20 protein-coding genes and 1 pseudogene are annotated in these 24,645 nt (G+C 62.0%); 15 read left to right on the top strand and 6 right to left on the bottom strand.

What is annotated here, in order from left to right; genetic code table 11:
• Together FA740_RS17145 and FA740_RS17140 are read left to right on the top strand one after the other, a co-directional pair.
• Positions 1-150 (top strand): annotated as a pseudogene (locus FA740_RS17145) (IS5/IS1182 family transposase); the annotation flags it as partial.
• A 491-nt stretch (positions 151-641) separates the two neighbouring features.
• On the top strand, positions 642-2,126 hold the full coding sequence (locus FA740_RS17140) for a TniQ family protein (RefSeq protein ID WP_169306350.1): 1,485 nt from the start codon (positions 642-644) through the stop codon (positions 2,124-2,126).
• Positions 2,127-2,556: 430 nt separating this feature from the next.
• On the opposite strand, the gene FA740_RS17135 is transcribed toward FA740_RS17140, so the two are convergent.
• The 3 genes from FA740_RS17135 to FA740_RS17125 are packed head-to-tail and all read right to left on the bottom strand — an operon-like array spanning position 2,557 to position 6,625.
• Entirely contained in the window at positions 2,557-3,534 is a 978-nt protein-coding gene (locus tag FA740_RS17135; RefSeq protein WP_136858028.1) for an ATP-binding protein, read from the bottom strand.
• On the bottom strand, positions 3,531-5,852 hold the full coding sequence (locus FA740_RS17130; RefSeq protein WP_169306349.1) for an integrase catalytic domain-containing protein: 2,322 nt from the start codon (positions 5,850-5,852) through the stop codon (positions 3,531-3,533). Before FA740_RS17130 ends, FA740_RS17135 begins: the two co-directional genes overlap by 4 nt.
• 26 nt (positions 5,853-5,878) lie before the next feature.
• Positions 5,879-6,625, bottom strand: coding sequence for a TnsA endonuclease N-terminal domain-containing protein (locus FA740_RS17125; protein ID WP_136858026.1), 747 nt, complete (start codon positions 6,623-6,625; stop codon positions 5,879-5,881).
• A gap of 1,404 nt (positions 6,626-8,029) precedes the next feature.
• Between FA740_RS17125 and FA740_RS17120 the strand changes: the two genes are divergently transcribed.
• The 3 genes from FA740_RS17120 (at position 8,030) to FA740_RS17110 (ending at position 10,498) form a co-directional block, all read left to right on the top strand.
• The gene (locus FA740_RS17120) at positions 8,030-9,136 is read left to right on the top strand and encodes an AAA family ATPase (RefSeq protein ID WP_136858025.1); all 1,107 of its coding nucleotides are present in this window, start codon (positions 8,030-8,032) and stop codon (positions 9,134-9,136) included.
• A 486-nt stretch (positions 9,137-9,622) separates the two neighbouring features.
• Positions 9,623-10,063 carry a DUF6634 family protein gene (locus FA740_RS17115; protein WP_136858024.1) on the top strand — a complete coding sequence of 147 codons (441 nt, stop codon included), beginning with the start codon at positions 9,623-9,625 and terminating at the stop codon, positions 10,061-10,063.
• A gap of 69 nt (positions 10,064-10,132) precedes the next feature.
• Entirely contained in the window at positions 10,133-10,498 is a 366-nt protein-coding gene (locus tag FA740_RS17110; RefSeq protein WP_136858023.1) for a hypothetical protein, read from the top strand.
• A gap of 377 nt (positions 10,499-10,875) precedes the next feature.
• Here FA740_RS17110 and kce read toward each other — a convergent pair whose 3' ends face one another.
• Genes kce through FA740_RS17095 form a run of 3 tightly spaced genes read right to left on the bottom strand, consistent with a single transcriptional unit; the run spans position 10,876 to position 13,475 of the window.
• Positions 10,876-11,811 (bottom strand): 3,5-dioxohexanoate:acetyl-CoA acetone transferase, encoded by a 936-nt coding sequence (gene kce / locus FA740_RS17105; protein ID WP_136858022.1) that lies wholly within the window; start codon positions 11,809-11,811, stop codon positions 10,876-10,878.
• 1 nt (position 11,812) lies between these two features.
• Positions 11,813-12,727 carry a 3-hydroxyacyl-CoA dehydrogenase gene (locus FA740_RS17100; protein ID WP_136858021.1) on the bottom strand — a complete coding sequence of 305 codons (915 nt, stop codon included), beginning with the start codon at positions 12,725-12,727 and terminating at the stop codon, positions 11,813-11,815.
• Positions 12,728-12,749: 22 nt separating this feature from the next.
• Complete coding sequence (locus tag FA740_RS17095) at positions 12,750-13,475, bottom strand: GntR family transcriptional regulator (RefSeq protein WP_136858020.1); 726 nt, start codon at positions 13,473-13,475, stop codon at positions 12,750-12,752.
• 195 nt (positions 13,476-13,670) lie between these two features.
• Here FA740_RS17095 and FA740_RS17090 point away from each other — a divergent pair, with 195 nt between their 5' ends.
• The 10 genes from FA740_RS17090 (at position 13,671) to FA740_RS17045 (ending at position 24,375) form a co-directional block, all read left to right on the top strand.
• On the top strand, positions 13,671-14,651 hold the full coding sequence (locus FA740_RS17090) for a TRAP transporter substrate-binding protein (protein WP_136858019.1): 981 nt from the start codon (positions 13,671-13,673) through the stop codon (positions 14,649-14,651).
• Positions 14,652-14,708: 57 nt separating this feature from the next.
• Positions 14,709-15,206, top strand: coding sequence for a TRAP transporter small permease (locus FA740_RS17085; RefSeq protein ID WP_136858018.1), 498 nt, complete (start codon positions 14,709-14,711; stop codon positions 15,204-15,206).
• On the top strand, positions 15,203-16,471 hold the full coding sequence (locus FA740_RS17080) for a TRAP transporter large permease (protein WP_136858017.1): 1,269 nt from the start codon (positions 15,203-15,205) through the stop codon (positions 16,469-16,471). Before FA740_RS17085 ends, FA740_RS17080 begins: the two co-directional genes overlap by 4 nt.
• Positions 16,472-16,493: 22 nt before the next feature.
• Positions 16,494-17,261: an SDR family oxidoreductase gene (locus FA740_RS17075; protein WP_136858016.1), complete on the top strand. Its 768-nt coding sequence runs from the start codon at positions 16,494-16,496 to the stop codon at positions 17,259-17,261.
• A 33-nt stretch (positions 17,262-17,294) separates the two neighbouring features.
• The gene (gene hisD / locus FA740_RS17070) at positions 17,295-18,605 is read left to right on the top strand and encodes a histidinol dehydrogenase (RefSeq protein ID WP_136858015.1); all 1,311 of its coding nucleotides are present in this window, start codon (positions 17,295-17,297) and stop codon (positions 18,603-18,605) included.
• Positions 18,602-19,357, top strand: coding sequence for an SDR family NAD(P)-dependent oxidoreductase (locus FA740_RS17065; protein WP_136858014.1), 756 nt, complete (start codon positions 18,602-18,604; stop codon positions 19,355-19,357). The genes hisD and FA740_RS17065 overlap by 4 nt, the downstream gene beginning before the upstream one ends.
• A gap of 234 nt (positions 19,358-19,591) precedes the next feature.
• Positions 19,592-20,578, top strand: a complete 987-nt coding sequence (locus tag FA740_RS17060; protein WP_136858013.1) for an aldo/keto reductase — start codon at positions 19,592-19,594, stop codon at positions 20,576-20,578.
• A 565-nt stretch (positions 20,579-21,143) separates the two neighbouring features.
• A complete protein-coding gene (locus FA740_RS17055; protein WP_136858012.1) occupies positions 21,144-21,686 on the top strand; it encodes a cysteine hydrolase family protein in 543 nt (180 codons plus the stop codon).
• Positions 21,687-22,160: 474 nt separating this feature from the next.
• Complete coding sequence (locus FA740_RS17050) at positions 22,161-22,496, top strand: hypothetical protein (RefSeq protein ID WP_136858011.1); 336 nt, start codon at positions 22,161-22,163, stop codon at positions 22,494-22,496.
• A gap of 508 nt (positions 22,497-23,004) precedes the next feature.
• Entirely contained in the window at positions 23,005-24,375 is a 1,371-nt protein-coding gene (locus tag FA740_RS17045; RefSeq protein WP_338119679.1) for an alkaline phosphatase D family protein, read from the top strand.
• The last annotated feature ends 270 nt before the right edge of the window (positions 24,376-24,645 follow it).

Below are 24,645 nucleotides of genomic sequence, written 5' to 3'. Positions count from 1 at the left end.
TGTATTCATTGCGCACCCTCGTCGAACGGTGCTTCAACAAGCTGAAAAACGCACGCCGGGCCGCCACACGCTACGACAAAACCGCTGAAAGCTTCCTGGGCTTCATCGACATCACGTCTATCCGCCTGGGTTCGCCTTTTGTCAACATGACCTAGCACATCCACGCACTTAGAACTCTATAGGTGAGGCGGGGGGCAGTAAGGTTGATCCCAGAGGTGGCACTGAAATGACCATGGTGATTCGTTCGGGCATTGAATTATGAGTGTTCGATTCAGGCCGATGCCGCAGTCGCCATCACCTGAACCGCCATTGGCCCGCTTCCCTTCCATTCTGGCGCTGAAAGCGCTCACCTTGCAACCGGCAGGATGAGCGTCTGCTTTACTCCAGTGCCGCGGTGGGTAAGGTTAGCCGCCGTCTGACCGCTCTCCCCGCTTTGGGGTGTTGCAGCCGCCAGTGACGCTGCGCCGACGCCGAATGGCCGCTCTTGCGTGCTGAGTCCGCTGGTTCGCCGCACCGCCGAAATGCGGCTTTCCGCCCATTGCGTCGGCCCAGACTGTGTGGGGACACCATGCCTACCACCTGATTTTCTGACATCCGCTGATGCACAGGATTTCCTTTCGACCGAAAGGAGTAACCGCACCTTGACCTTGCTGCACGTTATCGCGCCGGTGGCCCGTGAAACAGTCCCTTCGCTCGTGGCCAGGCTGGCCGCGTCGAAGGGCGTGACGCTGCATCAACTGGCGCTCGATCTCGGCGGCTCGTTGAAGCGCTTGGTCAATCAGGACCGCGTGGTGCTCGAGAACCTCGCGGCTTGGGCCGGGCTTGAGGATGCGCAACTGGAAGAGCTGTTGTCATGGACGGGCGAACCGATCGGCGAGGTCCGGATGCGTTTTCGGGGCGAGATATTCGTTTCGCGGGCGCTGCGGAACCCGATCGTGCAAGGATGCCCCCATTGCCTGCGGAGCGATGCCCTGTCAGCTCCGGAAGATCCATTGGCCGCGATGGTTATGCGTGGGCATTGGCAGATGCGCGAGATGGTGATCTGCGCCACGCATGGCGCGCTTCTGGTGCCTCTCTGGACGGCGCAGCATCCGACAGCCCGAAACGATCTGACGGCCCGGCTGACCGAGATCCTGCCGAAGATCCTCTCACAGGACCTCGACGGACCGGTGGCCGTTCCGACCGGATATGACCAGTGGCTGGAACAGCGACTGGACGGGGGCGAGGATACGACTTGGCTCTCGTGCCAAAGCCTTCATGCCGCGACGACCTTCTGTCGCTTGCTCGGAGGCGAGTTGCTGCGGGTCAACGGGCACGACGAGGCCGATGCGCAGGCCTTTCGGCACGCGTCGCTGGCCACCGGGTTCGATGTCGTGCGCCATCGTCCCGATGCCATCCGTAGCGCCCTGCACGACCTGGCCGCCGAGGCGGACGGCTTCCTGGACGAGCCGCAGAAGGCGTTCGGATCAGTGTGGAAGGATATGCGGGACTTCCATCGGGACAATGAAGCCTTCAAGACGTTCGCGGACATTGTCCGAGCCGTGGTTCTGGAGATCTGGCCCATCGCGGAAGGCGCCGTTCTGCTGGGACAGGAGGTCTCGCAGCGGAGGCTTCATTCGGTCAGAACCGCTGCGATGGCACTGCGCGTCACCGAGCGGCGGCTGCGTCCGTTGCTGGTCGAAGCCGGTGTCATCTCTGCTGACGATCCGCGGCCGGACAGCCGCGCCGTCTTCGACGCTCAGGCGCATGGCGGGGCGCTCCGCGCGATCGGATCGCTGGTGACGGACCCGCAGATGCGCCGCACTGTCGGCATTACTGAGGCGGAGTTGCGCGCCCTGGAGCAGGACGGCGTCCTGCAGCCCCGGACGCGCTTGCCCGGCGCGCGCCTTCGCTGGCTGGAGGCGGATGGCCAGGCGCTCGTTGAGGAGCTGAACGCGCTGGCCCACGCGAACCCTGGGACCGCTAAATGGGAAACTATCCAGACAGCACAGGCCAACAGCAAGGTCTCCGTGGGACGCATCATCGTCGCCATCCGGGCGCGGCAGATCCGCGTCCATGCCCTGCCAGGCAACACGTCCTATCATGGCTTCAAGGTCTGCCGGAGCGAGTTCGGGGCAATCGAGTAGAGGCCGCGGCACTTCTTGCTGCTGAGCAATCGCGGGCGAGGGCCGGACAGCAAGTTGACCTCGTGGTCGGGCTATCTACCAATCGCCGCGGCTTCCATAAAAATAAACCTTTTTCCGACAATTACTTGCAAGAATCGAAGCGTCTTGCGTCAGAAATCTCTTGACGCAGGGTGTGCACAGAAGCCGCAAAACGTGCACTCTTATGCCTTATCGGCAATTGCCAATGAAGCATAAGGATGCACGTTTCGGCTGATTCGTAGAAAATTCGGATAATTTACCTAATAGATACAATTGATTATAGGGACCCCGCGCCAGGGCCGCCCGTAACTGTGCACAATGGAAGCAATTGCATGCACACCCAGGAATGACCGCATAAAAAAATGGCCCACTTCTCAGTGGGCCAGCTCAATTACTTCTATCCGACCTGTCGTCAGTCGCTACGATCAAGCAAGCGGAGCAATCGCTCTTCATCGAACGTATCTTCGTAGTCGTCTACGTCGAAGGGCGAAAATCCGTTTGGGAGCCCGTGGATCAGGGAGAAGGCTTTCGAGAATTGCTTTGTCGTGACCTCCAGTCCTGACGACTGCTTTGTAATGATGAAGGCCTCGATCATCAGCTCGATCGCCAGTCCCCATCGATACGAAGACGCGTGGCTGAGCCGCTTGAGAAAATCCAGCGTCGATAAGCTGTCGAATTGAAGACCAACTTTGTCGGCAAAGCTGAACGCCAGGCTATTCAGTTCCTCTAGGTCCTTGGACGGATCAATGACATCGAAGTGGATTGGACGGAGGAGATAACGGAGTTGCTTGCGCTCCTCGGATGCAGTGTCGCGTTCGATGTGCTTGGCAAGGTCGGGGACTCCAGAGAGTATCAGGACCAACGGCCACCGAGGATCCTTCAAGAGCGCCTTGAAACTGTCGAGCACGACACGATTATTGGCGGTGCCCGTATCGCTGAACATATGTTGGCATTCGTCATAATGTATGCCGACCACGCCTTGGCGCTTCGCCTGATCGAGGACCATATCCCATATGGAGTTCTGCGTTCTTCGCCCTGCAGCCGGATAACCCAAGGCGGTCAACGTCTTCATCCCGAGGTCTTTCCAGGTCATCCTGCCCGACAGTGTGCAGTTGATGAAGCGTGCTGGCCGGCCGTCCGGCATAACGGTTGCTGATTGGTTGAACTTGCTCAGCAGGCGTTGGATCTCTCTTGTCTTGCCAACCCGCGAACGGCCGGTCACAAGCAGGCCCCGCGCCTCATACTCCCGTCCGGACATGGCCTTGGCGTAGTAGTCCGTCACGCACCACGCCAAGGCATCATGCAATTCCTTGGTTCGTGGAAAACGATAATGCGCGGACTTGAGCGAGCTCGCGGCCTCAACCGCTGTGAAGTCGATGAAGGAGGTCATTCCAGTTCTCTCAGATTTTTGGGCCTGCCCAAGATGGCACCGGCAGAAGGTCTGCTGTCTTTGTTCCTCAGTGGCGCAGCAGTTGGCTTGATCGGCTCGAGATGGTCGACAGGAACCGGGTCAACAGCGGTATCAACAACTATTGGCAGCGGAACCGGAGTGTCGTGCTCTCCACCGTTGCCGCGAGCAGGTGGTTCGCTGGCCATGCCCTCAATCAGCATCTCATCAGAGATAGGCATGATGAAGGTCTCTGCCCCTGGGCCGTCCAGGATACGACCTGGACGAGTCGTTCCAGCGAGTGCCCCCGACGGGACTATGCGGGAGCCAGCAAGAAGCGACTTCGCCTTTCGCGCGGCCTCATCGAGCGTGCTGTAACTGCGCGAGAGCCCCTTGTCCCTTGCGATCTGCCGAAGCTGGAGCTGCCGGTCCCTCCGCAGACGAAAAAGAATATCCTCGTATAGCTGGGTCGCTGTCGGATCTTCCTTCCGGTAGAGCGCGATCAGGTCTTGCACCTCCGGCAGCGTCATATCCGCGAAGGCAGTGAACTGAATCTGGACTTGGACAGGCTCTGTAACGTTGGGAAGAAGAACCGTCGCGCTGTTCAGATTGTCTGGATCTACAAACACTCGAAGCCGCCCTGACACCCTGTGCTTGTCGCGGAGCGCTTGCAATCTGTCGGAGTTGAAGGAGATGCCGAAGACTTTGACGCCTTCGTCCGAGGCTTTGACGCTTTGCTCCCAACCAAGGGCGATGCGACGGTGGTCTGCGTCGATGGGCGGGAAGCAGCCGCGCGTTTCGTTGATTTCCTTGAAAACCTCGATCGGCCGCCGCATGCCCATTCCCACGCCGGCATGGCGCATGGAGGGATATTCGTCGACCATGAACCTTGTCAGGATCTCCTGCAGAAGCTCCAGATCCAGCACGCCGTTTTCCACAGCGTCATAGGCCGGCAGGTGTCCTGGCCTCCGGCCGGTGTAGCCGTGGATCAGTGACAACAACACGCTCTCCAGCGTGCCGAACATGCGCTCGATGTAGGGCTTGTCAGTCGGCGAATACGCCCGGGCGATGGTCAAAATGCCACCAACACCCAAAACTGCGCCGATCACCACAGCGTTCCGCAGCCCGGGGCCGTTATCCGCCTTCACATGCCCGATCCCGATTGAGGGCATCGGCTCGTTCTCGCACCCGTAAAGGATCTTCTCACGTGACTTGTCCCGCGTCGCCATCCTGAGCAACGCTTTCGTCGCATCGGCACGAGGCTGATCAGTCACGATCCATGCGAGAGGCATGCGCGAAGCGACATCCAGCATCACGAGGATGTGGAGCCGCTCCCGGATCTCCTTATCGATTTCATGCAGCGCGCTCTGGTCTTTCTGGCCAAGCCGCTCCCAAACCCCACCCGCCTTGGCCGACACCACGAGCGACGCCTTGCATTCATCGATCTCGACATATTCGCCGATGAGGAGCGCTCGCATGTCCGTGCTGCCCCGGCCGCTCCGTCTGCGGGTTTCTCGCTCCCCAAGCGTCGCGATCGAAAACTCCGTCGGCGTCATGATCCGGTCGCGATGGGCCTTGAGGGTTGCCTGCGAAGGCGTGATCAATGGCCCTAGGCAGTTGCGGGATCGAACTTGGTTTTCAGCCTTGACCAGCACCTCCAGGCACTTTTTCACGGAAGCAACTGAAGGAGCCTTGAGATCAAGGCCGACATCCTCCCACGCCTTCGTCATGAGCTCCCTCAGGCGCGCCGGAAGCCGAGATGTGGCATTTCCTTTCAGGTGGTCAAGCGGGGTTACAGCATCTAGCGGACTTTCTCCAGGGCCGACGCCCCGTGCCGCCCGGGCGTATTTCATCAGCGTTCGCCCGCGGTAGAGCGTCCAGTAGCGTCCCTGACCGCCCCGGGGAGGGGTCAGGTGGATCTTCTCCCCGAGATAATCCTGCGCGATGTCTCGGATACGCTCCCGGTTGGCATCCGCGTATCGGCTCGTGATCTCCGCATCAGGCCGTCCGGTTTTTTGGCGCAGTTCCTCCTGCAGCACATCCATCGCATTTGCGATGGCAAGGTGGAACCTTGCCATTTGCCGTTGCATCACCGGCAAACCTTCGGACGAAACGAACCCCCCTAGTCGGCACTCCAACCGCCGCCCGGTGGTGGGACCCAAGACGTCAACCCGGACGCCAGGGAGCTTCAGTTGATCGACAAGCTGCTCGAAAGAGATGAAAGTCGTCGTTCCCGACGCCGTATCCTCTACCGTATAGCCATGCTCATCCTGGCCGACCACTGTCAGATCGCGGGTGTGAAGGCGCAGCTCAGAGCCCACGGGAATTGCATAACGTGGGACAGGCATCAGCGTCGCACCTCTATGCGCGAGTTTTCCCACAAGACGTGATCCAAGTTCGCATGCAACTTGCGGGCAGCGACGAGACGGTAGCACGCCGCAAATACCCGCGGCTGCGCGAGCGTCACACGGGGGAAGAGGTCCTTCATCATCCAGAGCGTCTTCAATCTGCGCTCCGTGCTCAACGTTATCTCATCGGCCTCAGGATCAGGACTGAAGACGAACTTATGCATGCGGAACAGGTTCTCCCGCCGCTGGCGGGTGTAGTCCTGCGCGTCGACGACGATCATGTCATTCGCTGCTGATTTCGGTGTGGCTGCGTGGATCGCCTGGATGGCGCGAACTGTCTTCGGCTTCTTGAGGCTGTCGCGGTTGCGGACAAAGACGAGGCGGCGGCGTCCGTTGCGTGTCGTTGTCAGCAGGTCATGGGTATAAGAGCGCCCCACGCCGTCTTCATCTTTGTAGCGCACGGTCAGTGGCTGAAAGTGGAGATCATAAACCTGCGAATGAACCAGGACCTCGTGCGCGACAGCAATCTCAGCAGCGCTTTCGCCAATTCCCACCTTCGGCTGCCAGTTGTTGGCTTCGGTCTGATAAGTGATGTGCACCTTGTGCGAAACGGAACTGCGTGCGCTCGGATTGCGCACGCCGTCGAAGGGCAGCACGTCGTGTATTTCCGGAAGGGTGATTGCGCTGGCCTTCGGCAGTTTCGCCGGCGAATAGGCCCAGGTGTCGTGGTCGATTACGACTGTCATGTCTCTCTCCAGCCCTTGCAGCTGATGCTACAAGGGGTTCGTGGTGTTCCCGGGGAAATCGGTCCTTGCCTGATCCGTGTTCGGATTCTACCTAGGCAATGATACCGGGCGATTTCGCCCCAACTCTGCAATGCGCCAGTCATCTGGCGCATTTTTTCTTGTCAGTCTGCTGCTCGGTTGCTAGGGGCCCCCGGGGTGCTGTTCACCGGCAGCTGAAAATCCGGATAATTTCACTCTCTTCATCCTCCAATGAGCTGTCATTCGAAGAACAGTTTACTGGACCAGCGGGCGGCAACCAAGCGCCCGCCAAGTTGATGCCTGTGGAAAACCCCCGTTCATCCATCGGGGAGCGCAACTCCGGTTGCGTCAGATTTGTGGTCGCATGACCGCTAGGGCGGCTTGTCCGATTCAAACTGGAGAGACCAAGGAGATCGGCAACTCCGACGGTGCTTGTTCATCGTGAAGTTCAGGACGTCGATGCTGCGTGCAACCCACCCGCCCAAGTTCGGCACTGCGAGGAGAGGTCTTGGTGTTCAAGCGCGACGGTTGTGGATCTGAACTGCGAGAAATTGAACGGTCTGTCTATGAATCGATTTCAATCATGCCATACCGACCATCATATTGAAATGATTCCTTTTTCTGCGAAAATCTAGGCGAAGTTAGCTTCAGGGTTCCGGTGTGCCGCCAACGCTCCTTGCTCTTGGATCCATGTCGAGATGCAGAGCCGCAGTCTCCGATATGAGCGAACCGACGGGATCCGTGCGGGTTCAACCGATTTTCAGCAGACTGGAAGGGAAACAGGGGCGATGCCCTCTCCGCCGGCCATTACTGGAGCGGTCTGATTTGCGGCGTGCAGTTGGCATTTTCGCAGAGTTCCAAGAGCGCGGACGCTGGCATCGCGCGGCGTGCTGCCGACCCTTCACGACGAAATACCGTGGATGGCGCCGGCGACCGAATATGCCTTTAGTGCTAGGCGCTGGTCCGTGCGCGGCGGTCATCCCGGGGTCCGCCTGCCGCCGGTGATCGTCGACGGACTGCTGTGCATGGGCAAGACGCACTGGGTGCGACGATTGCGTTGGCTGATTGATGCGAGAACTGGCGGCGTTTACGAGCGAGCATTGCGAGGACGCGGCCTGATACCGAGCAATGGGAGGTCTCGCGCCGCTAGATCCCTTTGCGAAGATTCTTGGGACCCTTCAATTTATTGATAAGACGCAATAATATCATTCCCAGGTTGCTTTGGCCTCCGATTTGTGGTCCACTCTATCCATCCCCGAACGAAGCCTCGTGCCTTTCCAACCCCTCGCGCTTTGACGGCGACCGGCCTTCAGTCATTTAACCCGCACGGCTGCGGGATCATCCTGTCCGGTCACGCATGCGCGACCGGCAAGTCGAGGTCTGCCCATGACCAGCTTTCCCTTCATCAAGGCCACATTTCCCGACCCCGACATGAACCCCCGTAGGATGTGCAGGCGACTGGTCCTTCATCTCCTGCGGCTGCGTGCTGCCCGTGCTGGTGTCGACCTGCCAGAGTGTGACGACGAGACGCTCCACGATAAGGCCTGCCAGAACAGGGTGGAGGGCGTCGCGTTGACACGGGAAGACCACAGGCGGGCGAACTCGCGGGCCAACCGGCTCTACCATCGCATCTTGCGTGAGTCCGGACTTGACCACCTGGACAAGACCGACCGGGACCGGTTGTCGGCGCTGCAGGACGGCGTGCACATTGCCCGCATCAGCGACGAGCACCGCGCCGACGATCTTGCAGCAGCGTTGCATGCCGAGATGCCTTGGATGGCGCCGGCGACCGAATATGCCTGGCACGCGATGCGCCGATCGGTTCGCGAAGGCCGACCTGGCTTCCGCCTTCCGCCGGTGATCCTGGACGGCCCTACCGGCATCGGCAAGACGCGGTGGGCCCGGCGGCTCGGCGAACTGGTCGGCGCCTCCAGCACGGTTGTGGATGCGACGGGAGAAGCCACCAGCTTCGGGGTGGTCGGTTGCCAGCGTGGCTGGACGAGCGCGCGCCCCGGTCGGGTGCTGGAGCTCATCCTGATGCGGATGACTGGCAATCCGTTCATCATCATAGACGAACTCGACAAGGCCGGCCATGTCCGGTCCGACAAAGGCCACTCCTTCGGACTGGCCGAGGGGCTGCTGCCTCTCCTGGAGCCTGCCACCGCCGCAGACTGGACATGCCCCTATTTCCGAGTGCGCTTCGACATGTCCTTGGTCAGCTGGGTCCTGTTGACGAATACGGTGTCGCCGGTGCCGGAACCGCTGCTTAGCCGCTGCACCATCCTGCGCCTGAAGGACGTGGATCTTCCCCACCTGATCGGCTTCGCCGAGCGGGAGGGTCGGGCCCGGGCGCTGTCGGAGGCATCAATCCGTTCCATCGCGGACGCCCTTGCGGCTGTTGCGCCTCAGGCACCGGCGCGCCCAAGCCTGCGCACGGTCCTGCGAATGCTCGACCGTGCGGCGGATCTCGAGAACCGGCCGATGGTGATCTGAGTTGGGTATGGATCGGAAACCGTCCCGGAAATGCCGCCCATCGCCGGGCATTGCGCTAACGGATCCTCGGGTCCGTGCCGATGATCGAGGAAACGGACCTGCATTGGAAGGGGGCACCGCAGGGCAGCCTTGCCGTGATCCGGCCACCGGATGTCCCCTGCCTCCGGTTCCGCGCCGGCGGGCGGTGGCTGTTCCCGGCGTTCCGGTTCGATCCCACAGACCAGCGGGTTCTTCCAAGCTTGAACCGGATCATTGCAGCGGCGCCCGCCGCAAGTTGGAGCGAGCGGCGGCTGCTGAACTGGCTGATGCGGACGCAACTCGACTTCGGAACCACCCCTGCCGCCGCGTTGCGGGTCCGTCCGGACGATGTGCTGGAAGCGCATCTGCGACAGAGCGGGCCGCAGGGGCATGGCTGGAACCAACCTGCGGAGGCCGCCCTGCAAGGCGATGACCACTCCGCCACGGATCGTGACAAGGAGGAGACGCATGGTCTACGAGCAGGAGCACATCGACCGCGCCACGGCGCTTCTCGCCGCCATCGAGCGAGGCCCGACGGCGCAGGATCTGGCGACCGCGCCGCTGCTGGTTCTCTGGCAGGCCGCCGTCGCGCAAAGCACGGGACTGCCCCTCCTCTGGGGATGCGTCGCAGGACATCCGCTGCTCAGGAAGGGCTGGATCCACACCTCGCCGCTGATCGCGCTTGGGACGGACCTTGGCTGGGCCAGGACGCGAAGCCGCTGGTATCGGCTCGGCACTCCCCTGAACGAGGTTGAAGAAAAGTTCTCCGCGCATTTCGAGGCGAAGGGGCCCGGATCGCACTACATCCCTGCTTCCTTGTCGGACCATGCGATGCCGATCGTGGGCGAGCGCCTCCACAGGGCGCTCGCGGAGGTGCGGGCCCTCCTCGACGGCATGATTGCGGAGTGAACACGGGTGACCCCGTCGCGGCCGGATCGCGACGGGCATGGAATGCGACCGTTTCGCGAGGAGATCGCCATGACGAAAAGACCGCCTAGGCAAAGCGGGACCCCCGATCAGGATGTCCTGGCGCGGATGCGCGCCGCCCATCCCGCAGGCGCCGCACTGCTCGATCAACACCAAGCAAACGCAAATCTCGCCATGGCTCTGCGGTCGCTCCGCAAGAGCAAGGGGATGACGGCAGCCGACGTCCGGCGCGCGTCGGCGGACCTCGGTCGGCCGCTGACGCCCGGGATGGTCTCCGGGCTGGAGAGCCCGATCGCTGCGTTGCCTGATCTCAATCAGATCGTGCGCTACGCCGCGGCCTGCGGCGCGCAGGTAGAGCTGTCCTTCGTCATCGGGAATACCGATGGCGACGGCGCATGCCGGGTGATCCTGTCCTGAATAACGCTCCCCCGGCATCGGAACTGGCCGGGAGGCGTGGCACGCGACCTTCATGCGATCACCAAGCGCATCGAGCCTGGTCACAATTTTGCTGGCCTAGAAGCAATGCCCGCCCCTGCTCTGGACGGCAGAGGCTCACCGACGTGCACTCCGCCTCAGTCGAAATGCAACTTGGGGCCAGCCCTCGGTCATATCGACACAAAGTGCGGGAAGCCCATTGACGGTCGTGCAGCATGTCGCCACTAGAAGTAGGCTTGAGCGGCCATTCGTCGTCCTATCTCAATCCAAAGCCGGGGCTCCCGCTCGGCATTTGTGCCGAATGGTCTCCCTGACGCGCTGAGCGCGGTCCGGACGGCCAGGTTCGACGACGCGACGCTTTAAAATGCTGTCGTGTCAGCCCCTTTCAGGGCAAGGAGCTTGCGCGCCTCCTCCGGTGTCGCGACCTCCAGTCCCAGTCCCTCAATGATTTGCCGGACGGCACGAACTTGCTGAGCATTGCTCTCGGCCAGCTTGCCCGGGCCTGCCCAGATCGAATCTTCCAGGCCGACACGAACATGGCCCCCCATCGCGGCAGCCATTGCGGCGATGGGCAGCTGGTTGCGCCCGGCGCCTAGGACCGACCAACGATAGCTGTCGCCGAACAGCCGGTCAGCAGTCCGTTTCATGTGCATGACGTCGTCAGGATGCGCGCCGATTCCGCCCATCAGGCCGAAAACTGTTTGGATGAACAGCGGGCCCTGAACCAGACCCGCATCGACGAAGTGCTTGAGATTGTAGAGATGGGCCGTGTCATAGCATTCGAATTCAAAGCGCGTGCCGTTCGCGCCAAGTGTGGTCACAATGTGCTCAATGTCGGCAAAGGTGTTGCGAAAAAGAATTCCCTTGTCGGACAGGTAAGTCCTCTCCCATTCGTGCTGAAGCTGGGCATCGAACCGCTTCAGCATCGGGAAGAGCCCGAAGTTCATCGAGCCCATGTTGAGCGAGGCAAGTTCCGGCTGCCATGTGGCGGCGGGACGAACACGCTCCGCAATGCTCATGGTGGGGGCACCACCGGTGGTGATGTTCACCACACAGTCCGAGCGTTGCTTGATGACCTGAAGAAACGGCAGGAAGGCCTCTGGCGTCTGATCGGGCCGGCCGTCTTCGGGATCGCGCGCGTGCAGATGGACAACCGCGGCACCGGCTTCGGCGGCACCAATGGCGGCCTCGGCAATCTCGCTGGCGGAAACCGGCAGATGAGGCGACATCGACGGTGTGTGGATGGCGCCGGTCACGGCGCAGGTGATGATGACCTTGCGGGGTGCTGCGGGCATGTCAGTCGTCCTTGTCCTGGATATGAGTCAAATGGGTCGCAAGAGCGGCCAATCGTCTATCGCGATTCTGGCTGAGCGCGGGAACATCGTCAGGGTCTAGCATCGCCTCTGCGACGATCTCCGCAACCCTTGCGGTAAACGCCTCCCCACGAGCCGCGTCATCAGCAAGCCGGGCCATGGTCGGGCCATAACGGCTCAGATAATCCGCGACGCCACCGGGTGCGTTCAAATTGATCGTCGCCATGGGCCCCATCAACGTCCAGCGACGGCCAAGACCGTGGGCGATGGTATCATCCAGCCCCTGTGGCGTGACGATGCCCTGTTCGATCATCGACAAGGCCTCGGCAAGAAGCACGGCCTGCAAACGGTTCAGCACGAAGCCGTCAACCTCGCGCGTCAGCCGGACGGGGACCTGCGATACCGCGCGCATGAGCGCCTCTGCCTTGTCCATGACGTCTGGCCGGGTGTCGGGCGACGGGCATAACTCGACCACCGGGATCACATGGGGCGGGTTGACCGGATGGGCGACTAGGATGCGCCCTCGGCCGGCCAGACCCTCTGCGAAGCTGGAGGCGACGAGGGCCGAACTGGACGAGGCGAGAATCACTCCGGGCGGTGCCATTGCGTCCATGCGGGCATAGAGCGCGCGCTTGACGTCGATTTGCTCGGGGCCATTTTCCTGCACCCACTCGGCACCGGTCAACGCCTCTTCAAGCGTGCCAAAGACCTGGACGCGCGACAGGGCGGCGGGATCGTCGCCGCTGACGTCGCAGGTTTCGGACAGTCGGGCGGGCACCTCGTCGCGCACCTCCGGCGAGGGGTCCCACAGCCGGACATCGCACCCGGCACGGGCGAAGACGATGGTCCAGGCCCGCCCTATCAAGCCACAGCCAATCACGGCAATCGTTTTTGTCATCGGTTCTATCCTTCTTAGCCAGTCAGGCGGTGCGGGTGATGCCCTGCTCGGATGTCATTAGATCGTCCGCCGCGTCGCCGATGTCTCGAATGATGGCGGCCTGCAGGGCCGGGCCGTCGCCCTGCCGCAAGGCTCTGAGGGCCGCGTCATGGCTGGCCATCGAGCGGTCGAAATGCAGGGGCGCCGTCACCGCGGTTCGGATCAGAGGGCCGACCCGCAGCCACATGTCGCGGATTACGCCCATCAGCACCGGCCGTTGCGCTGCTTCATATATCAAGGAATGAAAGCGCCAGTTGTTCTCCAGATACATGTCCGCATCCCCCGCATCCGCGGCGCGCTGCATCAGCTGACAGGCATTGCCGATCAGGCGAAGACGCGAGGGCCGCATCCCGGAGATGGCTTGATTTGCGGCGAACCCTTCGAGGTTGATCCTGATGTCGCGGATATCCAACAATTCGGACGCGGACAGGACCGGCACGCGCAAGACCCTGTTTCCGCCGAACACCTCGAGGCCGCCATCGCTTTCAAGCTGGCGCAGCGCCTCGCGCACGGGCGTAACACTGGTGCCCATGACGGCAGCGGCGCGGCGCAGGCTGATCTCTTCGCCGGGGCGGAAGTAGCCGCTGATGAGCGCGTCGCGCAGTGTTGCATAGATCTGCGCCTGGGACGTCTGTCCTTCGCGCAGAGCCAGCGGGCCAAGGCGCGACCATCCGTCCTGCAATGCCGGCGTCGCGGATTCTTCGTTCATTCCGTGATCTCACTTGAAGTCTTTATCTCTCGAAGATGGTTCGCAACCTTCAATCTGTCCAGAGAATTATGGGATTTAATTACGGGTTGACGATTCGCTGTTCCGCCCTTTAGCTAAAGTGAGATCACAGTTTGATCCTTGCTGGTCGATCGAGGGAGGTCGGTTACCAGTTTGCGCACACGGGAGGGAACCGACATGCAGCACTTTACGAAAATCATTCCGGCCGCACTGCTGGCAGCCACAGCCGGCGCGGCGGGCGCTCAGGACAGCCGGTCCTTTGAGGTAAGCCTGCCGCTTGGCCCAGAATCGCACCAGGCCGTCGGTGTTTTGAAGTTTGGTGAAGAGCTAGAGCGGCTGTCCGAAGGACGTCTGACGATCCGTCCCCAATACGACAACGCACTCGGCGCAGAACGTGAGGTGGTCGAGGGAATGGGATTGGGCCTCATCGACATGGGGATCACCTCGACCGGGCCGATGGGCGGGTTCGTGAACGACTTCCTGCTGTTCGATCTGCCCTATATCTTCACCACCCCTGAGGCCGCCTACGGCTTTCTCGACGGCGAGCATGGCGCGGCAATGGCTGCAAAGCTTGAAGCCGACGCGGGTGTGAAGATCCTAGGCTGGATGGAGAACGGCTTTCGCCACAACACCAACAACGTCCGCCCGTTGAATAGCCCTGACGACCTTGCCGGCATCCGACACCGGACGCAGGAAAGCCGCGTTCAGGTCGACACATGGACCGCGCTTGGTGCGAATGCCTCGCCTATGGCGTGGACCGAGGTGTTCACCGCACTCCAGCAGGGCGTCATCGACAGCCAGGAAAACCCGGTTCCGACCATCTATGACGTCAAGTTCTACGACGTGCAGCGCTATCTGAACCTGACGCAGCATGTCTATTCGCCGGCTCCCCTGATGATGGGGGCGCAGTTGTTCAGCTCCCTGTCCGAGGCGGATCAGGCCATTGTCCTGGAGGCGGCGGCCATCGCCACGCCAGTCCAGCGCGAGGCTTCGCAGCGGATGGAGCAGGAATTGATCGACGAGCTTGAAGGCCTGGGAATGACCGTAACGCGCCCGGACCTCGAGCCCTTCCGTGAGCGCGTCCAGCCGGTGATCGATCAGTGGAAGGACACTGTCGGCGCGGAACTGGTCGAAGCTGCACAGGCGGCCTCTTCGTGATGCAGAAGCCGGGGCCGCGATGCGTCGCCCCGGCGGTTCTTTCCTTGGGGGTGCGCGATGCAGACTGTTCTGACGGCGGTGGTGCGCGGGGTTGACGGCCTCAACTGGGTGATCGGATGGCTGATGGCCGCTCTGATGGCCGTGATGACCGTGCTGATCAGCTGGCAGGTTTTTGCCCGCTATGTGATGGGAAACTCGCTGGCCTTTTCCGAAGAGGTCGCACGGTTTTCCACTGTTTGGCTGACGATGCTCGGCGCGGCTTACGCGTATCGCTATGGGGCACTGATCGCGGTCGAACTGCTGCCCGGACTGTTGGGGCGGCGCATGCAGACCGCACTGAAGATAACCGTGGCACTGGCCTCTGCGCTCTTCGCGCTTATCCTGCTGCGCGAGGGACTTGCCATCACCCAACGCGTTATGCCGCAGACAGCGCCCAGCACACGGGTGTCAATGGCATGGCTTTATGCCGCAATGCCTGCAGGGGCGGCAATGATCTTGCTGAACGCAGTGGCCGTCATTGCCGACAGCCTGCGCCCTGCTGAGGTGCGGCCATGACGGCGATCCTGTTTGGTCTGCTTCTTCTCCTTCTACTGGTCGGGGTTCCGGTAGCCTTTGCTTTGGGGTTGGCCGCGATTGCAACGATTTGGCAAGGTGAGCTGATGCCGATGCTGATCGTCCCGCAAGAGATGATCCGCTCGATCAACTCGTTTCCGCTTCTCGCCATTCCCTTCTTCATTCTTGCGGGCAACCTGATGCAGTCGGGTGGCATCTCGCAGCGGCTGGTTGCCTTTTCGCGCACCCTGGTCGGAAGCCTGAATGGCGGGCTGGCGATGGTCGCCATCGTCACCTCAGCCTTCTTTGCAGCCATCTCAGGATCCGGAGCGGCCACGACAGCGGCGGTCGGCGCAATCCTGATCCCGGCGATGGTCGCACAGGGCTACAGCGCCTCCTACGCTGCGGCGAACCAGGCGGCCTCCGGTGCGCTTGGTGTCATCATCCCGCCCTCGATCCCTCTGATCCTCTACGCGATCTCGGCCAATCAATCGGTCGGGGACATGTTCGCGGCAGGGTTTCTTCCGGGCTTCGTCGTGGTCGGCGGGCTGATGATCTTTGCCTGGCTGCACGCCCTTCGCCATCCCGCCGTCCGTGACGCACCGGCGGGGATGAAGGAGATCCTGCACGCCGGTTGGAAGGCAGTGCTTGCCCTGCTGATGCCTCCGCTGATCCTGGGTGGGATCTATGGCGGTGTTGTCACCCCAACCGAGGCTGCGGTGATCGCCGTCGCCTATTCGCTGATCGTCGGGGTCGTCATCTATCGCGAGATGCCATTGAGCGCGCTGCCCACGATCCTGCGCGACAGCGCCATCACCTCTGCGGTTGTGCTCAGCATTATTGCCACGGCAGGGCTTTATGGCCGCATTATTCTGTCACTCCAGGTGCCTGCTGCCCTGTCCGAATTCGTAATCGGTGCGATCAACAGTCCGTGGCTCTTCATCATTCTGGTCAACGTGCTGCTGCTGTTTGTCGGGATGTTTCTGGAGGCCGCAGCAGCGATCCTGATCTTCACCCCGATCCTGCTGCCCATAGCGATCAACTTCGGCATCCATCCGGTTCATTTCGGCATCATCATGGTCGTGAACCTTGCCATGGGCATGTTCACGCCTCCGGTCGGTCTGAACCTGTTCATCGCCTCATCGCTGTCCCGCGTCTCGATCGCGCGCCTGTCGGTCGCGGTGCTGCCCTTCGTGGCACTGATGCTGGCCATTCTCATGATCATCAGCTTCGTGCCATGGCTGTCGCTGGTGCTGACAGGGCGCTGAGCATGCCTGAAAGGAACCTGGAATGAATCTTGAACTGCAAGGCGCGCGCGTCATCGTCACCGCCGGCGCCGGAGGCATCGGTCGCGCGATCGTCGATGCCTTCCAGGCCGAGGGCGCCCACGTCGCCACCTGCGATATCGACGGTGACGCGCTTAAGACGTTGCCGCCGGGCGTTGCCAGCGAAGAGGTCGATGTGTCCGACCATGCCGCGTTAGGCGCCTTCGTTGCTCGTGCGGCGGACCAGCTGGGCGGCCTGGATTGCCTCGTGAACAATGCAGGCATCGCAGGGCCGACCGGTCGGATTGAGGATCTCGACCTGGCCGACATCGAGCGCTGCCTATCGGTCTGCCTGACCAGTCAGTTTGTCACCATAGGTCGCGCGGTTCCCTTCCTGCAGGCCAGCGGCAACCCGTCCATCGTAAACATCTCGTCCCTTGCGGGCAGGCTGGGCTTTCGGTTGCGCAGCCCCTATGCGGCAGCGAAATGGGGGGTCATTGGATTGACAAAATCCATGGCGGCCGAGCTGGGCCCGGACCGCATCCGCGTCAACGCCGTTCTGCCCGGGCTTGTTGCCGGTGAGCGGCAGCAGCGCGTGCTGCAATCCCGGGCCGATGCGCGCGGGACTTCCTTTGCCGAGGCAGAGGCAGAGGCTTTTTCATACACGTCGATCCGCACCTACGTGACCCCGCAGCAGATTGCTGACCAGGTGCTGTTTCTGGCCAGCCCTCGGGGGCAAACCATTTCCGGGCAGGCCATTTCGGTCTGTGGCGATACCGGGATGCTGGGCTGACTCAGCGTTCGCAGATGAAGTGAAGGAAAAATCATGGCCATCCAGCACCTGAAAACCGGCAAGTCCACTGCGGCACGCAACGAAGATGATGTCGGGGTCCGCGCCAGTGTCGAGCGGGCGCTGGCCGAGATAGAGGCGCGCGGTGATGAAGCGGTGCGCGAGATGGCCCAGCGCTTCGACGGTTACGCGCCCGACAGCTTCCGCCTTTCCGACGCCGACATAACCGCGCTGATTGCTCGCGTCTCGCCGCGTGACTTGGATGATATTCGTTTTGCCCAGGACCAGGTGCGCCACTTCGCCGAGGCGCAGCGGGCTTCGATGAAGGACATTGAGATCGAGACCCTGCCGGGCGTGGTGCTGGGGCATCGCAACATCCCGGTGCAGTCCGTGGGCTGCTACGTGCCTGGCGGCAAGTTCCCCATGGTCGCCTCGGCGCATATGTCGGTTCTGACGGCTGCCGTGGCAGGGGTGCCGCGCATCATCGCGGCGACGCCGCCTTTCAAGGGCGAGCCGAACCCGGCCGTCATCGCGGCAATTCATATGGCCGGGGCACACGAGATCTATGTCTTGGGTGGCATTCAGGCGGTCGGGGCGATGGCGCTCGGCACCGCGACCATTACCCCGGTCCATATGCTGGTCGGCCCCGGCAATGCTTTCGTGGCCGAGGCGAAGCGTCAGCTCTACGGTCGCGTCGGCATCGACCTGTTCGCGGGCCCGACCGAGACGATGGTGATCGCCGACGACACGGTGGACGCTGAACTGGTCGCGACGGACCTTCTGGGACAGGCCGAGCACGGCTACAACTCGCCCGCCTGCCTCATCACCGTCTCACGCAAGCTGGCCGAGGGAACGTTGGCTGAGATCGACCGCCTGCTGCAGATCCTGCCTACCGCCGAAACCGCCTCGGTCAGTTGGCGCGACTACGGCGACGTGATCCTCTGCGATACGCATACCGAGATGTTGGAGGTGGCCAACGACATGGCTTACGAGCATGTGCAGGTGATGACGGACCGCGACGACTGGTATCTGGACAAGATGCACAGCTATGGTGCGCTGTTCCTGGGCGCGCGCACCAACGTGGCGAACGGTGACAAGGTCATCGGCACCAACCATACATTGCCGACGAAGAAGGCGGGCCGCTACACGGGCGGCCTGTGGGTCGGCAAGTTCCTCAAGACCCACAGTTACCAGCGCGTGACGACCGACGACGCGGCCGCTCATATCGGAGCCTATGGCTCGCGCTTGTGCCTGCTCGAAGGGTTCGTAGGTCATGCCGAGCAGTGCAACATTCGCGTGCGCCGCTATGGTGGCCGCAACATCCCCTATGGAGGGGCGGCGGAATGACGGACTCTCTGTTCCACCTAAAAGGTAAGCGGGCGCTTGTGACGGGCGCCGGTCGTGGTATTGGACTTGCCATCGCTCAAGCTTATGCCGAACGGGGGGCCGACGTCACCCTCTGTGCCCGCAGCGAAGACGAGTTGGAAGCCGCTGTGCAGGACTTGCGCGGCAAGGGACTCATAGCCGAGGCGATGGTTGCCGACGTCACCGACGTTTCGGCCTTTGCGGCGATTATAGAGGCACGCCCTGCCTTCCATGTCCTCGTCAACAATGCCGGCACCAACCGCCCCCGTCCGATGTCCGACATCACGCCTGAGGACTACGATGTCATTCTTGGCCTGAATTTGAAGGCCGCGATCTTCGTTTTGCAGGCAGTAACGCGGCGGATGCTGGCCCAGGGGGTGACGGGGTCGATCATCAACATGTCCAGCCAGATGGGTCATGTCGGGGCAGCGAACCGTTCGCTCTATTGTGCGTTAAAGTGGGCTCTCGAGGGGTTTACCAAGACAGCTGCGATCGAGCTGGGTCCGAAAGGCATCCGCGTCAACACCATTTGCCCGACTTTCATCGACACACCGCTGACGCGCCCTTACTTCACTGATAGCGCGTTTCGAGATGAGGTTCTGTCAAAAATCAAGTTGGGGCGGCTCGGCACGGTGGACGACATCATCGGCGCTGCCATCTTTCTGGCATCGGACGCATCCGGGCTGATGACCGGCAGCGCGCTGATGCTTGATGGTGGCTGGTCGGCGGGCTGAATCTGTCGTTGGTCAGACGGCTCGGCAAGATTGATCCATGACGGGCCCCTGCTTCCACCCATGTCGCGGCGATCGAAGATCAGGGCCGGTCCATGGAATGAACTGGTCCCCGGCGGGGACGTTGTGACGGGCGCAATGGCGCACTTGCGCAAAACTGGAGTAGTCCTGATGTCTTCGCCCGCGCCAGTTCGTGCGACAGGCAGCAGCGGGACGCGACCAAAGGAAGATATGCCCATGAAATACAGAGAACTTGGCAACACTGGCCGGAAGGTTTCCGAAGTGGGGTTCGGAGCCTGGGCCATTGGTGGGTCATGGGGCGACGTCTCTGAAACGGATGCCCGCAGCGCTCTCCATGCTGCCCTCGACGCGGGCACCACGTTCATTGACACCGCCGATGTTTATGGCGACGGCAGGTCCGAGCGCATCATCGCGCAGGTGCTGAACGAGCGCGGCGGGGCACGTCCCTTCGTTGCGACCAAGGCCGGGCGGCGCCTCTCGCCCCACATTGCCGAGGGTTACACGAAGGAGGCACTGACCAACTTTGTCGATCGTTCGCGAGACAATCTGGACACCGACACCCTCGATCTGCTGCAATTGCATTGCCCACCGACGGAGGTCTTCTACCGTCCGGAGGTGTTCGATGCGCTGGAGGGCCTGGTGCAGGCTGGCAAGATCGGCGCTTACGGCGTGTCGGTTGAGAAAGTCGAGGAGGGACTGAAGGCGATCGAGTATCCCGGCGTCGCATCGGTCCAGATCATCTACAACATCTTCCGCCAACGACCGGCGGATCTGTTCTTCCGCGAGGCCAAAGCCAAGGGTGTTGCCATCATAGCGCGCGTTCCCTTGGCCTCCGGACTGCTGACCGGCAAGATGCGTGCAGACACCAAATTCGCGGCGGACGATCACCGCGCGTTCAATCGCGACGGCGCGGCGTTCGACAAGGGCGAGACCTTCGCCGGCGTGCCCTACGATCTGGCCCTTGAGGTGGTCGAAGAGATCCGCAGGCTAACGCCAGAAGACACACCGCTTGTCCAATTCGCGCTGCGCTGGATTTTGATGGAAGATGCGGTCAGTGTCGTTATTCCGGGCGCAAGGACTGCCGAGCAGGCATCGGCAAACACGTGTGCAAGCGATCTTGCCCCGCTGCCTCAGCCCGTCATGGAGGAGCTGCGAGAGATCTATCGACGCCGGATCGCCCCCTATGTTCATCAGTTCTGGTAGGGACGAACCGGCATGACGCACTCGAGCGTTTGGCCGACACATTTCACGGTCGAACGCTAATTCACCACGTCGACGGATACTCCACGAGACGCAGCGGTTGGAAACACTGCCCGAAAGTGAATTCCGAACTATGCCATTGCTCTGGAAAAACGCGCCCGGCGCTGCGACTCTTACGCGTGGGCTGGCCCATATCCTGCACTTACACCAGAAAGATCGGGCGTTAAGTTCGTGGTGATCATTCGATGGGAGTGGACGGGGGGGCGGGAGCGGCGTGATGGTGCCCCAGCGAGGCAGTGGCTTTATAACGTGGAAACGGCCATTCATCCGCGCCACAGCATCTTAAGCGCCGGGATGGACCTAGAGGGCGGCGAGCGGCCTGACAGTGGTGCAGCATGGCGGCCGCAGCATCGGTTTAATGCAGACGCTTAGCTTGTCCGAGGCCTGATGAGCGCTTCCCCGATGTAGAGGGCGGAAAGCGGGCTCACGCCGGTTAGCATACCAGTTGCAGTATCAGGCTAAAGCGGACATTCGTTAGAGGAGACTAACCGAACCCATGGAGGCTCTCATGTCCAACCGCGCCGTTCTTGTCGTCGATCTTCAGAACGAATACTGGCCGTCCGGCAATCTTCCCTTGCAAGGGATTGAGGCGGCGGCTGAAAATGCCGCACGTGTCATCGCGCATGCGAGGTCCAAGGGTGACCTGGTGGTGAACATCCGCCATGAAGTGCCGGGAGGACCAATCTTCGTGCCCGGCAGCGAAGGGGCGGAGATCAACGAGATCGTCATGCCCCATGGCGACGAGGCTGTTATCACCAAGAATTTCCCCAACTCGTTCCGCGATACCGGCCTGAAAGGCCTCCTCGACGAAAAGGGGATCAAGGATGTGGTCGTGGTCGGCGCGATGAGCCACATGTGCATCGATGCGACCACCCGTGCCGCAAACGATCATGGTTTCAACACCACTACGATCCACGATGCCTGCGCGACCCGCGACATCGAGTTCGGCGGGCAGACCGCCCCCGCCGCGCACGTTCACACGGCGATCATGGGCGCCCTTGCGTTTCTTTACGGCGACGTCATCAGCACCGAAGACTTCCTTCGCAGCTGATACCATCGCCCGGCGCATGAGGTCGGCCTGTGGTGTCTTGGGCAAGCCGGCCGCGTGCCGATACGGCGATCAATCCAAAACCTGCGCGGGGCCCGGTGCTGCGAGAGATCATCAGCGTCAGCTCGTGTCGGCGCCGCCCTTACTATCCCTAACGGATCTTGCCCCGCGCCAAGTGCTCTTGATGACAGGCGGTGCGTTTGCTGCCGCATCCCTGATAGCCGCAGCTCCATGCTGGAAAAATCCTGTCGCCGCGCCTAAAACCGCCAAGATCACCTAGGTCCGCAACACGACAACTTTTGTAGAAACCGGTGGTGTGGCATTCTTGGGGGGTTCGCTGTTGGCCGATCAAGGCAGCCTACCCAGCTTCACGGCGTCTGCCAGCAGTCACCTTAGCAATCCGATGGTTCCCATGCCCATCCCACAGGATAGCCTTGCCGCGGGTGACGCGGTAATCGTGACGCCACGCACCTGCACTTGGATCTGGCATTCCTGGGCGATTCGCTGTTGGCCGATCAAGGCAGCCTACCCGGCTTCACGGCGTCTGCCAGCAGTCACCTTAGCAATCCGATGGTTCCCATGCCCATCCCACAGGATAGCCTTGCCGCGGGTGACGCGGTAATCGTGACGCCACGCACCTGCACTTGGATCACTGGGATGATGCCGCAAAAGGCTGCGGTTGCGCGCGACAAGCCGCTCTTGGCGCAAAGCGAGCATAAGGCAGAACTGATCCGGGCCGATGGCGTCACCGATGTTCACGTCCTGACCGAGGCGACGGAGTCCAACGGCGTCCAGCTGATCAAGACGGTTTGATTAGATGCCTTCGCTCTATTGCTGGATTGCAGATCGAGCCCGGCCGCCGATGTGCGAGTTTGGATGATCGCCATGCCGAGCGCCAGGCGGCTGCTTTGTCGCCCGCATCGCTTCCCTTGGCCGGCCATTTTCGCTGCGCCACGCTTCGACGGCAGCATTGCGAAGACCGCACAGCAGCGCCCGCCGGGTGGGCATCGTCCGCATAGGGCGGATCATCGCAAAGAGCACCGGCAGGCGCAAATAGCTACTGCTGCATGCCCTCTGAAAGGAAGCGACAGGCTGATCCGATGCTGACGCTGATCCAGAGCTACCTGATATTCGCCAGCTGTCGGGGCGACACATTTGGCACCTTGGTAGGGTTGTTACCCGCGCCGCCGTGATTTCGCCACCTTTGCCCGAGATCGAGATTGCGCTGCGCCTAGTGGCACAATAGCTCATCGGAATGCAGTTCCATATCACTTCCACCATCGGCCCCGTCCTTTTTCTCGACGACCTCGACGGAGGTCTGATGCGGCTGTCGGCGCTGTTCATCACGCCAGCGGGCGAAGCCCCTCTGCCGGTCCTCCTGCTGGAGGCGGGTGAGGTGGCACCCGCCTGCCTGGCCCTCTTTGACCAAGCCGCGGTCTGGCGCGCACGCTTCACGCTGCCTGCGGATCGGATGTCATCTTATGCATGGAACGGAGAGACCTATCAGGTCGCGAGCGACCTGACGGGCGACCTGCGCCTTGCCTATGTCTCGTGCAACGGCGAAGAGGTCGGTGACATGGCCCGCGAAGGGTCCGAGCGCAACGCCATGTGGGCGCGCCTGCGCGACGAACACCGCCGCAGCCCCTTTGCCCTGATGCTGCATGGCGGCGACCAGATCTATGCCGACGAGGTCACCCAGGGCCACGAGCTTAGCGACCACTGGCCCGACACGCTGCCGCCCGACCCGTCGCAGGCCGCGCTGGCTGATCTGCGCCGCCACCTGCGCCAGGGGTTCTTCGACCGGTATGCCGCGATCTATGCCGCGCCGGAGATGGCCTGGCTGGCCGCGCGTGTGCCGTCGCTGATGCAGTGGGACGACCACGATATCTGCGACGGATGGGGGTCGCTGCGCCGGTCGCGGACCTATTCGCCGGTCGGGCAGACCCTGTTCGCGGCGGCGCGGGAAAGCTGTCTGATCTTTCAGCACGCCGCCACAGACGGCGACCTGCCCGCCCGCTTCGCCGATCCTGACGGGCGGCATCTTGGCTGGGGGGTCCACGCGCCGGGCCTGCGCATCCTGGCCCCCGACCTGCGGTCGGAGCGAACGCGGCGGGCGATCATGGGACCGGGTGGCTGGGCGATGATGGAAGCCGAGGCCGCGCGCCGCACCCCAGGCCACACGCTGCTTATGTCCAGCGTTCCGTTGCTGGGGCCGCGCCTGTCGGTGCTGGAGACGCTGATGGTCGCCATTCCAAGCATGCAGAAATATGAGGATGACCTGCGCGACCAGTGGCAGAGCCGGGCGCATCGTGAGGAATGGCGGCACATGCTGCGCCTGGTCCAGGTCATGGTCGACCATGACGGGCATGACCTGACCTCGATCTCGGGCGAAATCCACCTTGCGACCCGCGCGGTGATGGACCTGGGGCAAGGGCGTCACCTGAACCAGCTAGTGGCCTCTGGCGTGGCGCATCGGGCGCCGCCGAAGGGCTGGGCCGGGTTTCTGGGCGCGCTGGCCAGTCTGGGAGAGAGCCCGTTGCGCGGCCATCCCATCAAGATCAGGCCGCTGCCCGGCCAGTCTGCCCGCTATGTCGCCGAGCGCAATTATCTGGTCCTTGAACGCTGCGCTGGAGGTTGGGCGGCGCGGTGGGACCTGGAGGCCGGCGGCATGACAGGGCCATTGCCGCTGTAACCGATGGCGGGCAAAGTGCAGCGTGTGACGCCACGGCCTCGCCGTTTGATCAGGCTGCGGTGAGACAGAGTGGGTCTTTGACCAGGACCGATAAGTAGACGCTTCCAAACCAATGCTGCCAGCAAAGCCGCTTTGCTATCTGCGCACTCGGTCGTCAGAATTGCTACGCCAGCGCCTCGGCCGAAGTGCATCTGAGCGTCAACTTAGGGTCTGTCAGACCCCAGGTTGACGCAAACCACAGGCACCAGGCGGCGCATGGACATAACGCGG

Source organism: Paracoccus hibiscisoli (assembly GCF_005048265.1).
In the GTDB taxonomy this organism is placed as follows: Bacteria; Pseudomonadota; Alphaproteobacteria; order Rhodobacterales; family Rhodobacteraceae; genus Paracoccus; species Paracoccus hibiscisoli.
The sequence above is the reverse complement of the archived record's forward strand: the minus strand, read 5'-3'. Positions and strand labels throughout refer to the sequence as shown.